Source organism: Stenotrophomonas sp. CFBP8994, assembly GCF_034044835.1.
Lineage (GTDB): Bacteria > Pseudomonadota > Gammaproteobacteria > Xanthomonadales > Xanthomonadaceae > Stenotrophomonas > Stenotrophomonas rhizophila_A.
This window is the reverse complement of the sequence record NZ_JAXCWT010000002.1, coordinates 806,795-821,524: the sequence shown is the minus strand read 5'-3', so window position 1 is coordinate 821,524 and position 14,730 is coordinate 806,795. Positions and strand designations below refer to the sequence as shown.

At 67.4% G+C, this 14,730-nt stretch carries 17 protein-coding genes; 8 read left to right on the top strand and 9 right to left on the bottom strand.

Features of this window, described 5'->3' with window-relative positions; translation table 11 throughout:
- The first annotated feature begins 7 nt into the window (after positions 1-7).
- Positions 8-463: a DUF192 domain-containing protein gene (locus SOM39_RS08390; RefSeq protein WP_320458050.1), complete on the top strand. Its 456-nt coding sequence runs from the start codon at positions 8-10 to the stop codon at positions 461-463.
- Between the two features lie 87 nt (positions 464-550).
- The gene (locus SOM39_RS08385; protein WP_068853900.1) at positions 551-1,396 is read left to right on the top strand and encodes a SirB1 family protein; all 846 of its coding nucleotides are present in this window, start codon (positions 551-553) and stop codon (positions 1,394-1,396) included.
- A 119-nt stretch (positions 1,397-1,515) separates the two neighbouring features.
- On the opposite strand, the gene SOM39_RS08380 is transcribed toward SOM39_RS08385, so the two are convergent.
- The gene (locus SOM39_RS08380) at positions 1,516-1,707 is read right to left on the bottom strand and encodes a rubredoxin (protein WP_068853901.1); all 192 of its coding nucleotides are present in this window, start codon (positions 1,705-1,707) and stop codon (positions 1,516-1,518) included.
- Between the two features lie 72 nt (positions 1,708-1,779).
- On the opposite strand from SOM39_RS08380, the gene thiE reads away from it, so the two are divergent.
- The gene (gene thiE / locus SOM39_RS08375; protein WP_320458049.1) at positions 1,780-2,427 is read left to right on the top strand and encodes a thiamine phosphate synthase; all 648 of its coding nucleotides are present in this window, start codon (positions 1,780-1,782) and stop codon (positions 2,425-2,427) included.
- Positions 2,424-3,713, top strand: a complete 1,290-nt coding sequence (gene hemL / locus SOM39_RS08370) for a glutamate-1-semialdehyde 2,1-aminomutase (RefSeq protein WP_320458048.1) — start codon at positions 2,424-2,426, stop codon at positions 3,711-3,713. The genes thiE and hemL overlap by 4 nt, the downstream gene beginning before the upstream one ends.
- 25 nt (positions 3,714-3,738) lie before the next feature.
- Here the strand turns inward: hemL and azu are convergent, their stop codons facing one another.
- The gene (azu, locus tag SOM39_RS08365; RefSeq protein ID WP_176472636.1) at positions 3,739-4,185 is read right to left on the bottom strand and encodes an azurin; all 447 of its coding nucleotides are present in this window, start codon (positions 4,183-4,185) and stop codon (positions 3,739-3,741) included.
- 125 nt (positions 4,186-4,310) lie between these two features.
- Between azu and SOM39_RS08360 the strand changes: the two genes are divergently transcribed.
- On the top strand, positions 4,311-4,925 hold the full coding sequence (locus SOM39_RS08360) for an HAD-IA family hydrolase (protein ID WP_320458047.1): 615 nt from the start codon (positions 4,311-4,313) through the stop codon (positions 4,923-4,925).
- 76 nt (positions 4,926-5,001) lie between these two features.
- Here SOM39_RS08360 and SOM39_RS08355 read toward each other — a convergent pair whose 3' ends face one another.
- Complete coding sequence (locus SOM39_RS08355) at positions 5,002-6,231, bottom strand: acetylornithine transaminase (RefSeq protein WP_320458046.1); 1,230 nt, start codon at positions 6,229-6,231, stop codon at positions 5,002-5,004.
- 74 nt (positions 6,232-6,305) lie between these two features.
- On the opposite strand from SOM39_RS08355, the gene SOM39_RS08350 reads away from it, so the two are divergent.
- Complete coding sequence (locus SOM39_RS08350) at positions 6,306-7,178, top strand: ion transporter (RefSeq protein ID WP_320458045.1); 873 nt, start codon at positions 6,306-6,308, stop codon at positions 7,176-7,178.
- A 93-nt stretch (positions 7,179-7,271) separates the two neighbouring features.
- Here the strand turns inward: SOM39_RS08350 and SOM39_RS08345 are convergent, their stop codons facing one another.
- Positions 7,272-8,114, bottom strand: a complete 843-nt coding sequence (locus SOM39_RS08345; protein ID WP_217537998.1) for an SDR family oxidoreductase — start codon at positions 8,112-8,114, stop codon at positions 7,272-7,274.
- An 86-nt stretch (positions 8,115-8,200) separates the two neighbouring features.
- On the opposite strand from SOM39_RS08345, the gene SOM39_RS08340 reads away from it, so the two are divergent.
- Positions 8,201-8,893 (top strand): hypothetical protein, encoded by a 693-nt coding sequence (locus SOM39_RS08340; protein WP_320458044.1) that lies wholly within the window; start codon positions 8,201-8,203, stop codon positions 8,891-8,893.
- Positions 8,894-9,081: 188 nt separating this feature from the next.
- On the opposite strand, the gene SOM39_RS08335 is transcribed toward SOM39_RS08340, so the two are convergent.
- The 3 genes from SOM39_RS08335 to SOM39_RS08325 form a co-directional block, all read right to left on the bottom strand.
- The gene (locus SOM39_RS08335; protein WP_320458043.1) at positions 9,082-9,576 is read right to left on the bottom strand and encodes a hypothetical protein; all 495 of its coding nucleotides are present in this window, start codon (positions 9,574-9,576) and stop codon (positions 9,082-9,084) included.
- 53 nt (positions 9,577-9,629) lie between these two features.
- Entirely contained in the window at positions 9,630-9,845 is a 216-nt protein-coding gene (locus SOM39_RS08330) for a hypothetical protein (RefSeq protein ID WP_320458042.1), read from the bottom strand.
- A gap of 61 nt (positions 9,846-9,906) precedes the next feature.
- On the bottom strand, positions 9,907-10,569 hold the full coding sequence (locus tag SOM39_RS08325; protein ID WP_249833054.1) for a phosphotransferase: 663 nt from the start codon (positions 10,567-10,569) through the stop codon (positions 9,907-9,909).
- Between the two features lie 56 nt (positions 10,570-10,625).
- Between SOM39_RS08325 and SOM39_RS08320 the strand changes: the two genes are divergently transcribed.
- Positions 10,626-12,614 carry a bifunctional DedA family/phosphatase PAP2 family protein gene (locus SOM39_RS08320; protein ID WP_093533631.1) on the top strand — a complete coding sequence of 663 codons (1,989 nt, stop codon included), beginning with the start codon at positions 10,626-10,628 and terminating at the stop codon, positions 12,612-12,614.
- A gap of 52 nt (positions 12,615-12,666) precedes the next feature.
- Here SOM39_RS08320 and SOM39_RS08315 read toward each other — a convergent pair whose 3' ends face one another.
- Both SOM39_RS08315 and mpl read right to left on the bottom strand, forming a co-directional pair.
- Entirely contained in the window at positions 12,667-13,278 is a 612-nt protein-coding gene (locus SOM39_RS08315) for an LON peptidase substrate-binding domain-containing protein (protein WP_320458041.1), read from the bottom strand.
- 11 nt (positions 13,279-13,289) lie between these two features.
- Positions 13,290-14,654 carry a UDP-N-acetylmuramate:L-alanyl-gamma-D-glutamyl-meso-diaminopimelate ligase gene (gene mpl / locus SOM39_RS08310; protein WP_320458040.1) on the bottom strand — a complete coding sequence of 455 codons (1,365 nt, stop codon included), beginning with the start codon at positions 14,652-14,654 and terminating at the stop codon, positions 13,290-13,292.
- Between the last annotated feature and the right edge of the window lie 76 nt (positions 14,655-14,730).

The following is a 14,730-nucleotide window of genomic DNA, read 5'->3' as shown; positions in this document are numbered from 1 at the left end:
ACCGCCCATGCCCTTCATTCGCCTGCTGCTGCCGCTGCTGTTGCTGCTCACGTTGTCCGGCTGTGCCAGCGCCGGTGCCAGCCATTGGGTGGAACTGGGCGGGGCCCGCTACCAGGTGGAACTGGCCACCAACGATGAAAGCCGCACGCGCGGCCTGATGTTCCGCGACGAGATGCCCGCCGACCACGGCATGCTGTTCGTGCACGACCGCCAGGAGCTGCAGGCGTACTGGATGAAGAACACCAAGATCGCGCTGGACATCCTGTATTTCGATGACCAGCGCCGCCTGGTGAGCCAGCAGCGCGATGTACCGCCGTGTTCGGCCGGCGACCGCTGCCCGCCCTACCCCAGCAGCGGCCCGGCCCGTTACGTGCTGGAACTCAACGCCGGCCAGGCCGAGAAGCTGGGCCTGCAGGATGGCGCGGTGCTGACCTTCGGCCCGGGTATCGCCGACAAGCCCTGAACCGGGCTGGCGGGCACGCCCCGCCAGTCCCGGAGTTTTCACGCGATCCCGCTTGAATCGGGCCGCGTTTGTCGCCAGTCTGTGTCCATGCAGGCGCCAATGACATTGCCGGCGTGGGACTCCCTGGCCGAACTGGACGACGAGGCGCTGCCGCTGTTGCCCACGGCGCTGCTGATCGCCCGCGACGAATACCCCGACCTGGACCCGCAGGTCTATGACGCGCTGGTGCAGAGCCACGCCGACCACCTGCGCACCGAGGTGGACACGATCGAGCATTGGCCGCTCAAGATCGCGGCGGTCAATCGCCACCTGTTCGATGAACTCGGCTATGGCGGTGACCATGGCGAGTATTACGACCCCCGTAACAGCTACCTCAACCAGGTGTTCGAACGCCGGCTGGGCAACCCGATCTCCCTGGCCATGGTGCAGATGGAAGTGGCCCGGCGGCTGGGCATCCCGCTGGACGGCGTGTCCTTCCCCGGCCATTTCCTGGTGCGGCTGCCGGTGGACGACGGGATGCTGGTCATGGACCCGTTCAACGGCGGGCGGCCGCTGGACGTGGAGGAGCTGCGCGAACGCGCGCGCTCGCACCTGGGCGGCGAAGTGCCCGACGACAGCGTGCTGGCGCAGATCCTGGATGCGGCCCCGGCGCGGGCGATCCTGATGCGGATGCTGCGCAACCTGCACGGCGTATATGTGGAGCGCAGCGAGTGGGACCGCGCCGCGCGCAGTGCCGACCGCCTGCTGAAGCTGGCCCCGGAACAGGACGATGCCCTGCGCGACCGCGGCCTGGCCTACCTGCAGCTGGATTACCAGGCCGGCGCGCGCCAGGACCTGGCGCTGTACCTGCAACGCAACGGCCAGGCCAATGATGCGCAGTGGGTGCGCGAGAAGCTGGTGGAAATGGGTGGCCGGGTACCGCGGCTGCATTGAACATGGGACGCCCGCCGGGTAGAGCCGACTGTCAGTCGGCTGCTCTTGGCGGGGCAAAACGCAGCAGCGCTGCGCGCTGCAGCCGACTGACAGTCGGCTCTACCCGCCAACGCTGCCGGTTAATCAATCTCGACCATCTCGAAATCGTCCTTGGTCACGCCGCAGTCCGGGCAGGTCCAGGTGTCAGGCACGTCTTCCCAGGCGGTACCCGGGGCGATGCCCTCTTCGGGCAGGCCATCGACTTCCCTGTAGATGAAGCCGCAGACAACGCACATCCAGGTGCGGAAGGTGGTGGCGGTGGCGTCGGTCATCGGATAATCAGGCGTTGGGCAGTACGGTCATAGGCCATTGTCCCACTCCCGCCGTTCTACCGGTAGCCATCGATGACGCTCCCTGCTTCCCCGGCCGCGCCCGCGCGCGGCGTGTACCTGATCACCCCCGACGAGGCCGATACCGCCCGCCTGCTGGTCCGCGTGGCCCCGCTTCTGGCCGCCGGCCCAACCTGGCTGCAGTACCGCAACAAGACCGCCGGCGACGCGCTGCGCCGCGAGCAGGCGCTTGCCCTGCAGGACCTGTGCGCCGCGCACGGCGTGCCGCTGATCATCAACGATGACCCGGCCCTGGCCCACGAGGTCGGCGCGGCCGGCGTGCACCTGGGCGGCACCGATGGCGACATCGGCGCCGCGCGCGCCCTGCTCGGCCCGGCCGCCATCATCGGCGCCTCCTGCTACGACCAGCTGGCCAATGCCGAACGGGCGGTGGCCGCCGGGGCCAGCTACGTGGCCTTTGGCGCCTTCTTCCCGACCACCACCAAGGTCACCAGCAGCCGCGCCCACCCGGACCTGCTGCGGCAAAGCGCCGCACTCGGGGTGCCGCGGGTGGCGATCGGGGGGCTGACGCCGGACAATGTGGGCCCGATCATCGCCGCCGGCGCCGATCTGGTGGCCGTGGTCAGCAGCGTCTTCGCCGCCAACGACCCGGTGGCCACCCTGCACGCCTACCTTGCTTGTTTCCAGGACCTTTCCGCATGAAGCACGACCAGTCCCACGCCCTGTTCACCCGCGCCCAGGAACTGCTTCCGGGCGGCGTCAATTCGCCGGTGCGCGCGTTCAAGTCGGTGAGCGGCGAGCCGTTCTTCGTTGAGCGCGCCGACGGCCCGTACCTGTACGACGTCGACGGCAACCGTTACATCGACTACGTGGGCTCGTGGGGCCCGATGATCGTCGGCCACAACCACAGCGCCGTGCGCCAGGCGGTCAAGCACGCGATCAACAACGGCCTGTCGTTCGGCGCGCCGTGCGCGGCCGAAGTGACCATGGCTGAAACGCTGACCCGGCTGGTGCCCTCGTGCGAGATGGTGCGCATGGTCAATTCGGGTACCGAAGCCACCCTGTCGGCGATCCGGCTGGCGCGCGGCGCTACCGGCCGCAGCCGCATCGTGAAGTTCGAAGGCTGCTACCACGGCCACGGCGACTCGTTCCTGGTCAAGGCCGGCAGCGGCATGCTGACCCTGGGCGTGCCGACCTCGCCGGGCGTGCCGGCCGGCCTGAGCGAACTCACCCTGACCCTGCCCTACAACGATTTCGAGGCGGCCACCGCGCTGTTCGCCGAGCAGGGCGCGGACATCGCCGGCCTTATCATCGAACCGGTGGTGGGCAACGCCAACTGCATTCCGCCGCGCGACGGCTACCTGCAGCACCTGCGCGCGCTGTGCACGCACTACGGCACGGTGCTGATCTTCGATGAAGTGATGACCGGCTTCCGCGTCGCGCTGGGCGGCGCGCAGGCGCATTACGGCATCACCCCGGACCTGACCACCTTCGGCAAGATCATCGGCGGCGGCATGCCGGTGGGTGCCTATGGCGGCCGCCGCGAGCTGATGTCGCAGATCGCCCCGGCCGGCCCGATCTACCAGGCCGGCACGCTGAGCGGCAATCCGGTGGCCATGGCCGCGGGCCTGGCGATGCTGGAACTGGTGCAGGAACCGGGCTTCCACGACCGCCTGTCGGCGGCCAGCGCGCGCCTGTGCGCCGGGCTGGAAGCTGCGGCGGCCGATGCGGGTGTAGCGGTCACCACCAACCAGGTGGGCGCGATGTTCGGGCTGTTCTTCACCGACCAGAAGGTAGAAACCTACGCCCAGGCCACGGCCTGCGATACCGCCGCGTTCAACCGCTTCTTCCACGCGATGCTCGAGCGCGGAGTGTTCCTGGCGCCGTCGGCGTATGAGGCCGGCTTCCTGTCCAGCGCGCACGATGACAGCATCATCGACGCAACGATTGAAGCCGCGCGCGAGGCGTTCAAGGTCGCCAAGGGCTGAGCAGCCCGGAGGATTGTGTTCGGCATCAGCCGAACACAAACCTGCCTTTCATCATCGCGAAGTGCCCGGGGAACGAGCAGAAGAACGTGTAGTCCCCGCCTTTGCGCAATGCCGCGGTAGGGAACGTCACGCTGGTGCTCTGCCCGCCGCCGATCACCGCCGTATGTGCCAGCACACGCGGATCCTTCTTCGGCAGGTAGCTGTCGGCCAGCGTCATCCGCATGCCCGCCAGCGCCACCGGCTGGTAGTCCGCCGCCTGGGTCAGCACCCAGTTGTGCCCCATCGCCGTGGCCGCCAGCTTGCCGGTGTGGCGCAGGGTCAGCTTCACCTGGCTGCAGTCGCCGGCCACTTTGATCTCCTTGCTGCTGAAGCTCATCTGGTCGGTGCTGTCGATGCTGACCGCACACACGCGTGCCTGTGCGACGGGCGCCAACGCCAACCCTGCCAGGATCATGGGGACAAACAGTTTCACGGCGTTCTCCATCCTTCAGTCACTGCAATTCTAGGCAGGTCCACCAAGGGCGTGGTGCGACGGGATGTCGCAGCGAACCCCGACAGTGCGGTAACGTCGGCTGTCGCTTCGCACATGAGTGGAACATGCCGGTTGCCCTGGACTGCCTGCTGCTGGACTTCGATGGCGTGCTGGTCAACTACGCGCGGCACCTGCGTGTGCGCCACCTGGCCGAGTCCTGCGGATGCACGCCCGCACAGGTGCACGCGGCACTGTTCGACAGCGGACTGGAACAGCAGTTCGACCTGGGGCTGGACAGCACGCGCTACCTGCAGCAACTGGGTGATGCACTCGGCGTGACCATCAGTCTCGCCCAATGGCAGGACGCGCGCATCGCCGCCTCACCGCCGCAGACCGGCGTGGTCGAGCGCGTGCAGCGCATCGCGCAGGTGATGCCGATCGCCATCCTCACCAACAACGGCGCACTGATGGCGCAGACCATTCCACGCATCCTGCCTACGCTGGCGCCGATGCTGGAAGGGCGCATCCTGTGCAGTGGCGAACTGGGCGGGCGCAAACCCGACCCGGCGATGTTCCTGAAAGCGGTGGAACGGCTCGCCGCACGTCCCGCCCGCACCCTGTTCGTCGACGATCTGTTCGTCAATGTGCGCGGCGCGCGCCTGGCCGGGCTGCAAGCCGACACCGCGAACGACAGCCGTAGTTTCGGCAAGCTCATGCACCGGTTCGGCATCAACGCCTGATGCAGGGCAGCCGACGTGTAGAGCCGACTGTTAGTCGGCTGCTCTTAGTCGGCTACCGTCAGCCGGCGGCCCTTCCTCAACGCGACGCGACGAACGACTGCACCGCAGCCCGCAACCGCTTCAGGCCTTCGGCAATCTCTTCATCGCTGATGTTCAACGCCGGCACGAACCGCAGCACATCCGGCCCGGCCTGAAGCGTCAGCAGCCCATGCTCGGCAGCATGATCCAGGATCGCCCCGGCCTGCCCGGCGAAATCCTTGTCCAGCACCGCGCCCAGCATCAGGCCGCGGCCGCGCACCTGGCTGAACACCTTGAACTCGTCATTGATTTTCCCCAGCCCATCGCGCAGCGCCTGCGACTGGCGGCTCACGTTGCGTGCGATCTCCGGCGACGACAATTTACGCAGCGCCACGCGCGCCACCGCCGCCGCCAGCGGGTTGCCGCCGAAGGTGGTGCCGTGCGCACCGAACTGCATGGTCTCGGCCACCTTGGGGCCGGCCAGCATCGCGCCGATCGGGAAGCCGCCACCCAGCGCCTTGGCCAGGGTCACGATGTCCGGTTTGATCTCGTCCTGCCAGTGCGCGAACAGCGTGCCGGTGCGGCCCATACCGACCTGGATCTCATCGAGCACCATCAGCGCGTTGTGCTGGTCGCACAGCTCGCGGATGCGCTTCATGAAGCCCGGCTTGGCCGGCATCACCCCGCCTTCGCCCTGGATCGGCTCCAGCATCACCGCAGCGACGTCGCCGGCGGCCATCGCCGTTTCCAGCTGCACTTCATCGTTGAAGTCCACATAGCGGAAGCCACCGGGCAGCGGCTCGTAGCCTTCCTGGTACTTCGGCTGTGCGGTGGCGGTCACCGCCGCCAGGGTGCGGCCATGGAAGCTGCCACGGAAGGTCACAATGACGCGCTGGTGGGCCGGACGGCCCTGCGAGGAGGCCCACTTGCGCACCAATTTGATCGCCACTTCGTTGGCTTCGGCGCCGGAATTGCACAGGAACACGCGCTCGGCGAAGCGCGAGGCGGTGACCAGCTCCTCGGCCAGGCGCAACGGCGGTTCGCTGTAGAACACGTTGCTGGTGTGCCACAGCTTGCCGGCCTGCTCGATCAGCGCGGCCTTCAGGTCCGGATCGTTGTGGCCCAGGCCGCACACGGCAATGCCGGCGGCCAGGTCGATGAACTCACTGCCCTGGTTGTCCCAGACGCGGGCGCCCTGGCCGCGTTCGAGCACCACCTGGCGCGGCTTGTACACCGGCAGGTAGTAATGCGACAGGGACAGGAGCGGATCGGGGGCAGCAGCGGTCATGGCGGTCAGGGGTCCGAGGGGTCCGGGAAGGGGGTCCATTCTCCCCCTCCACCGGCTGGGGCACAATGCGGCCCATGCACCCCCTGCGCGCCCCCCAGCTGAACCCCGCCACCGACTCCGGCTGGCGCCGGACCTGGTTCGACATCATCTACCGCCACGACACCCGGCCGTCGCGCAACTTCGACCTGCTGCTGGTCTACGCCATCATCGCCAGCGTGCTGGTGGTGATGTTCGACAGCGTGCAGCGTTTCCATATCGAACATGCCAGTTGGCTGTACGTGGTCGAGTGGGGGTTCACGATCCTGTTCACCGCCGAATACCTGCTGCGGCTGGTGGTGGTGAAGCGGCCGCTGCGCTACGCCTTCAGCATCTGGGGCATCATCGACCTGGCCTCGATCCTGCCCACCTACCTTTCGCTGTTCATTCCCGGTGCGCAGAGCCTGCTGGTGGTACGTGCGCTGCGCATCCTGCGCGTGTTCCGCATCCTCAAGCTGACCCGCTACATCGAAGAAAGCGGCGTGCTGATGGAATCGCTGTGGCGCAGCCGGCGCAAGATCCTGTTGTTCCTGTTCACGGTGATCACCATCACGATCATCGCCGGCACCCTGATGTACGTGATCGAAGGGCCGAACCATGGCTTCACCAGCATTCCCAGCGCAATGTACTGGGCGGTGGTGACGATGGCCACGGTGGGCTTTGGCGACATCGTGCCGCAGACGGTACTGGGCCGCTTCGTGACCTCGGTGCTGATCCTGATCGGCTACAGCATCATCGCCGTGCCTACCGGCATCTACACCGCGGAGCTGGCCAATACCATGCGCGATGCCGAACGCGCCGCCAAACGCGATGCGCGCGGGTGCCCGGCGTGCGGACTGGAAGGGCATGAGCCGGATGCGAAGCATTGCCGGCAGTGCGGTGAGCGGCTGCCGGAAGCGTTCAATCAGTGATCGGGTCTACGTGGGACACGCATGGCGTGTCTCTACGCTTCCCGGCCGCGTAGCGACACGCCACGCGTGTCCTGCGCACTGCCTGCCACCCCGTCAATCCAGGAACAGATCCGGCAGCAACGGGCGCGAGGGATCCACCGCGTACCCGGAAAGATCCGTAACTCCAGCCTCCGCCAACACCTCATCATCCAGCAGGAAGTTGCCGCTGAACCCGGCCGCCTCGCGGGTCAATACCGCATGCGCGGCGTCGGCCAGGATCTCTGGTGTGCGGCAGCCGCCCACGTCCACGCCGGGAATCATGTTGATTGCGTCAGTGGCGATCACCGTGCGCGGCCACAGCGCATTGACCGCCACGCCCTGCGGCCCGAACTCTGCCGCCAGGCCCAGCGTAACGAAGCTCATGCCCATTTTGGCCAGCGTGTAACCGGTATGTGGGGCCCACCACTTCGGGTCCAGGCTCGGCGGCGGCGCCAGGGTGAGGATGTGCGGGTTGGGCGCCTGCAGCAGGTGCGGCAGGCAGGCCTGCGCGCACAGGAAACTGCCGCGCGAATTGACCTGCTGCATCAGGTCGAACCGCTTCATCGGCGTATCCAGCGTGCCGCGCAGCCAGATCGCACTGGCGTTGTTGACCAGGATGTCGATGCCACCAAAGGTATCCACGGTGGCCGCCACCGCCGCGCGCACCTGGTCTTCTTCGCGGATGTCGCACTTCAGTGCCAGGCCCTGCCCGCCCGCGGCGGTGACCGCTTCGGCGGCGCTATGAATGGTGCCCGGCAGTTTCGGATTGGGGACCGCAGACTTGGCGGCGATCGCCACGTTGGCGCCATCGCGTGCGGCGCGCAGAGCAATCGCCAGGCCGATACCGCGCGAGGCGCCGGTGATGAATAGGGTTTTCCCTTGCAGACTGGCCACGTCGATCAACTCCTGCGGTCTCATGATCGGCCAAGTATGCCGCGCCCACGCGCAATTAACCGCCCCTTGACGATAGTTACTGCCCCGGTTACTGCTGCGAGGTATTCACCATGCGCCGTTCCCGCTGTTTGTTCATTGCCGTCGGCGTGGTCCTGATCGCCACCGCCTGCCAACGCGAGCCGACCGCCGCCGCGCCCGATGCAGCACCTGCTGGCACCGCCAACACCCCCACCGCCCAATCACCCGCCAACGGCACCCTGCGCTGGAGCAACGCGGTGGTCTGGAGTGGCGACCTCAATGTCTGCCGCCAGGGCGAGGCCGCAGCCACCCGCGAGTGCTTGATGAAGGCGATGCTGGCCGGTGGTGCGAGTGACGATGCCGTCACCGCCGCCGAGCAGCTGAGCAGCGCCGGCGAGCTGGCCCATGTGGTCGCCTGGCATGACCAGGACGGCGTCGGCGTAGCAACGGTGAACTACCCGTTCCGCGCCAATACCAACGAGGGCACCCGGCTGATCGATGCCAGCGGCAAGCGCATTGACGTGGACAACGTGCAGCTGGACGACACGCTGCGCGCCGACCCAGCCGTACAGGCGCTGCTGGCCGCCGATCCGCAGGCGACACCGTTCGCCCCGGCACAGGCGGCGGGCACCGCCCCGCTGGACGGCGGCGGCGTTCGCCTGCTGTACCGCACGCCACTGCGCGAGTGCCACGCCTGCCCCGACCTGGGAAGCGTGCAGATGGGCTATGACTTCGACGCCAAGCGCAATTTCATCGCGCAGCAGCTGGTGCCCGTGGCACCGTAAGCATGTCGGTGCATCAGAGTCCGTAGAGGGAATCGAAGAATTCCCTCCACAGCCGTGCGACCCGTTGCCGTGCTCCACGCCGCAGCCCTTGATTCGCGTGCCAAACTCGGGACCGCACGTACCGGCGCGAGGGTGATCAGCGAGCTCTGAGCTGGTTGTGCTCCTACAAACCGGAACCGCCGGCTTCCCTAACGTAACGCACGCTCCGTCCTTAGCCGACTCTCCAGAACAGACCTGACGTATCGGGACCGCGTGGTAGTCGCATCCGCATATTGCGCAAGCAAGCTCATCGCTTCAGAACGCATTTCCGCTCCACCCGACGCCAGGAACACGTAGAACGCTGGTTCGACGTACTCCGGAGACCTAAGCATGAACAACTTGCATTCGTCGATTGACAGCGCTTCGGCAAAATCAGCCCACTCAATGTAGCGCTTCCAGAACAGTGGCGCACTCCATTTGCCACAGGTGGTGGTGGCCAACTTCAAGAGCTCGGACAGTTGATCTGCACATGCATCGACCAACTCATCAGACAAATCCAAAGTCGCCACTCGGCCGGGGTCGACGGCCTGCCAGCAGAAAACAATGAAATCCGCGATGAGCGCATCACTCGCATGATCAGCCAGGCGGCGCCTGTAGTCGGCGAGTGCCGCTCCTATATCTGCGGGTTCAACAAAATTGCTCATTACCTCACCTTCCCTGCGGCTTTGACCCCAGAATTCACAATCTCATTGGTGCATCAGAGTCCGTAGAGGGAATCGAAGAATTCCCTCCACAGCCGTGCAACCTGTTGCCGTGCCCCGCGACCCAGTGCGGCAACAACGGTTGCGACCGCTGCGCATACCAAGAGAACACCACACACCATCAGCCCCATCCAACCGGGCATGGCGTAATACGCCCAGATGCCGAGCGCGAGCGCTGCCAGTGCGAGGGCTATGTGGACCGTCTTGTGCATGGTTTATTCCCCTATCCCAGGATGCCGGCGCCGTTCCATGTCCGGTACCTGCCACGCCAGGTCACGGCTTCGGCCCCTGCCCCTCATTGTCTTCCCAGTGCAGGATCTTCCGGGTCACGAACCGGTACACCGGCTTGCCGGTGCGGAACCACAGGTCGCGCACCCACGAGTGGCGCTTGAGCACGCGCTTTTCCACCGGGGTCAGCGACTCACGGCAGTACATGCGCTTGTGCTTAAGCAGGTGGCGCAGGTCTTCGCGGGCCAGCAGGCGCATCCAGCGCGAGCGCGGGTTGCCGATCACGGCCAGCTGGAAGTCGATCAGCGCCGGGCTGCCGTCTTCGCGCACCAGCCAGTTCGCTTCCTTGGCCAGGTCGTTGTGGGCGATGCCGTGGCGGTGCACCTTCTGCAGCAACCGGCGTGCGGCGCGGAAGTAGGCTACGTCGCCGCGAGGCGGGCGCTGGTACATGGCGTCGCCGGCCATGAAGCTGCGGTCCAGCCAGCGGCCGTTCCAGGCCAGCAGCGCCGGGGTGTCCGGCATGCCATCCAGATGCGCCAGCGCGCGGGCTTCACGCCGGGCCAACCACCAGGCCGGCAGCCGCAGCCACCACGGGGTGGCGAGCAGGTCGCGGCGGACGAAGCGCGTGCCGCCCTCCTCCATCAGCAGGATGCGGCCAAAACTGTCGGCTTTGAGGGCGTGTGCGGCAGGCGGGAGCGGGCGATTCATGCCGGCCATTCTAGCTGGCCGGGAGTCAGTCACTTTGGCCCCTCTATAATCCCCGGATGGACTCGTCATGGATCGATGCCACGCTTGCGTGGATCTCAGCTCACCCCGTGCTTGCCGGTGCGGTCATCTTCCTCATCGCCTTCTGCGATGCCGTCATCGTGCTTGGCGCCATCGTGCCCGCGCTGCCGCTGCTGTTCGCAGTGGGCGTGTTCATCGGCCTGGGCCAGATCTCCGGACCGTACGCCGTGGCGTGCGCGGCGCTGGGTGCGTTCGCCGGCGATGGCATCAGCTACTGGATCGGCCGGCGCTGGGGTGACCGGCTGCGCGGCTTCTGGCCGTTCAGCCGCTACCCGCAGCTGCTCGACCGTGGCGAGACGATGTTCCGCCGCAATGCCTTCAAGAGCATCCTGGTGGCGCGCTATGTAGGCGCGATCCGTCCGTTCGTGCCGGCCATCGCCGGCATGATGAACATGCCGGCCATGCGTTATGTGCAGGCCAGCGGCATCGCCAGCCTCTCCTGGGCGGTGCTGTTCCTGGCCCCGGGCTGGGTGCTGGGCGAGGCCTACGACGCGGTGGCCGCCGTGGCCGGTCGGCTGGTGATGGTGCTGGCATTGGTCGGCGTGGTGATGGGCGTGGTCTGGGCGATCGTGCTGTACGGCTACCGCTGGTCGGCCGCGCGCATGGACAGCTGGCTGGCCGGCCTGCTGCGCTGGTCGCAGCGCCACCCCACCCTGGGTCGCTACTCGGTGTCGGTGTTCGACCCGCAGCGCCGTGAATCGGTACCGCTGGCGATGCTGGCATTGATGCTGCTGTTGCTGGGCTGGTGCTGGTTCGCCTTGCTGATGGCGGTGGTGGCCCATGGCGAACCGCTCAGCCTGGACCTGGCCGTGCACCAGGCGATGCTGGCGCTGCGCAATCCGCTGGCCGACTACCCGATGGCGGCACTGGCCTCGCTGGGCGCCTGGCCGGTATTGCTGCCTGCCACGGCAGTCACCATGGGCTACCTGATCTGGCGCCGGCGCTGGATGGCGGCCGCGCACTGGCTGGCCGCACTGGCCTTCGGGCTGGCGCTGACCAAGCTGCTGGGCGCCACGGTGACCGTGGTGCGCCCGCCGGGGGCGAGCAGCGGCTTCGGCTTCCCGTCGGTGTCGGTGACCATGGCCACCATCACCTTCGGTTTCTTTGCGGTACTGATCGCGCGCGAGCTGCCCGGCCGCACCCGCGTGTGGCCGTACCTGCTGTCGGGCATCATCGTCAGCCTGATCGGCTTCTCGCGGCTGTACCTGGGCGCGCACTGGCTGAGCGACGTGGTCGGCGGGATGCTGTTCGGCATCTTCTGGCTGCTGGTGCTGGGCATTGCCTACCGCCGCCGCTTCAACCGCTCGTTCTGGGTCAAGCCGGTGTCGTGGCTGTTCTACGGCACTTTCGCGGTGGCCGCGCTGTGGTATGCGCCGCGCAATACCGAGGCGAAGCTGGAGCGTTTCGAGCCGGCCCAGCCGGCGCCGGCCAATGTGGCCGCGCAGGACTGGTGGGGCAGCCAGTGGCGCGCCCAGCCTTCGCGCCGCAATGAATTCGACGACGACCAGCGCTGGCCGCTGGACGTGCAGGTGGCCGGGCCGCTGGCGCCGCTGCGCGAGCGCCTGGAAAGCCAGGGCTGGCGCGTGCAGCCGCAGGCGGGTTGGGAACAGGCGCTGCTGATGCTGGACAAGTCGGCCACTCCGGACGAAGTGCCGGTGCTGCCGGCCACGCTGGATACGCAGGTCGAATCGCTGCTGCTGCTGCGCCCGGGCAATGCGCCCAACGAGATCTTCGCGCTGCGCCTGTGGCCGGCCGCTACCCAGCTGCAGCCGGGCGACCAGCCGTTGTGGCTGGGCAGCGCGCAGACGCTGCACTACCAGCACTTCCACCTGATCGGGATGTGGCGCCCGATGCGCGGCATCGATCCGTCGCTGAAGGCGGTGCGCGAGGCGCTGGAAGGGTTGCCGCAGGAGGTCGGAACGCATCCTGAAACCGGCATGCCGGTGTTGCGCGTGCGGACGTATTGAGGGCGACCACGACCAACGGTCGTGATCTACCGGTCGGGGTCACCCGGTTCGGTTACCAGTTCTCGTCGATCGGCGTTGAGTTGGCCGGCATCCAGCGCAGCAGCGCGTCAAGACGCTGGTGCGGGTCGTCGTGCTGCAGCAGCTGCAAGCGCTGCGATTCCTCCAGCGGCAGCAGTTCGGCCAGCCGCCAGCCGACCCAGGCGGCCTGGTCCAGCAGCGCCGGATGCGCGGGCGCGAACGCGTTGCCGGCCTGTTCGATGATGTGGCCCAGCACGGTGGACAGGAGCGCATGTTCCGGGCGCAGTTCGTCGTCGTGGTCGGGCGTGCTCCATTCCACCTCGGCCATGATCAGGCCGTTGTCGCGTACCCGCACCTGGCGCACATGGAACCGGCGATGGCCGCGAAGGCGCAGCACCAGCACGCCGTCGTCGCCCATGTCGAAATCGTCGATGCGCGCTTCCACCCCGTGCGCGGCCGGGGTGGCCGGGGCCCCGACTTCATCACCTTCCAGGATCAGGCAGACCCCGAAGTGGGTGTTGTTGCGGCTGCACTCGCGCAGCATGTCCAGGTAGCGGCGCTCGAACACGCGCAGGCCCAGCGTGGCGCCGGGCAGCAGCACCGCGTGCAACGGGAACAGCGGCAGCGTGGCAACGGAATCGGTCATGGCCAACCCGATCACCGCGCCTGCAGCTGGGCCAGGAAGCGGCGCGGCGCGCCGTCGAAGCCGCCGTTGGACATGAACACCACATGGTCGCCCGGCTGCACGGTGGCACCGAGTCGTGCCAGCAGTGCGTCGGTATCGGGCACGGCGTGCGCGTCGCCGCGCACGGCGGCGATCACGCTGGCCGCATCCCAGGCCAGTTCCGGCCGGTGCAGGAACACCACCGCGTCGGCCAGCGCCAGCGAAGGGGCCAGCGCATCGGCGTGGGCGCCCAGCCGCATCGAGTTGCTGCGCGGCTCCATCGCGACCACGATGCGGCGCGCGCCGATCTTGGCGCGCAGGCCTTCCAGCGTGGTGCGGATGGCGGTGGGATGATGGGCGAAATCGTCGTAGACCGTGATGTCGTCGGCCACGCCGATCACTTCCATGCGCCGCTTGACGCTGCGGAACCGTGCCAATGCCGGGATCACGCTGGCCGGTGCAACGCCTACCGCGTGCGCGGCGGCCAATGCGGCCAGGCCGTTGAGCACGTTGTGGCGACCCAGCAGCGACCAGCGCACTTCGCCCAGCGCCACGCCACGGTGGTGCACGATGAAGGCGCTGCCGTCGGCATTGACCAGTTCGGCATGCCATTCCAACCCGGGATCGAAACCGAAGCGTTCCACCGGCGTCCAGCAGCCCATCGCCAGCACTTCGGCCAGGTAGGTGTCTTCACCGTTGACGATCAGCCGTCCGCGCGCGGGCACGGTGCGCACCAGGTGGTGGAACTGGCGCTGGATCGCGGCCACGTCCGGGAAGATGTCGGCGTGGTCGTATTCGAGGTTGTTGAGGATGGCCACCAGCGGGCGGTAGTGCACGAACTTGCTGCGCTTGTCGAAGAACGCCGTGTCGTACTCGTCGGCCTCGACCACGAACTCGCGGCCCTGCCCCACCCGTGCGGACACGCCGAAATCCTCGGCCACGCCGCCGATCAGGAAGCCTGGCTCGCGGCCGGCGGCCTGCAGCAGCCAGGTCAGGATGGTGGTGGTGGTGGTCTTGCCATGGGTACCGGCCACGGCCAGCGTGTCGCGGCCTGGCAGCACCTGTTCGGACAGCCACTGCGCGCCGGAGATGTAGCGCTGCCCGGCATCCAGCACCGCTTCCACGGCCGGGTTGCCACGCGACAACGCGTTGCCGACCACGACTTCATCGCAATCGCGGGCCACGCTGTCGGCGCGATAGCCCGGGTCCAGGGCGATGCCCAGCTGTTCCAGCTGGGTGGACATCGGCGGATAGATCGCCTGGTCGCTGCCACGGACCGTATGGCCCAGTTCCCGCGCCAGGGCGGCCACGCCGCCCATGAAGGTGCCGGCAATTCCAAGAATGTGGATCGTGCTCATCACCCGATTGTCGCCCAAAGCCCACTCTGAAGGGGAGACGCAAAGCATCTGGGGGTAGCCCCTGAGTCAGGGGGCG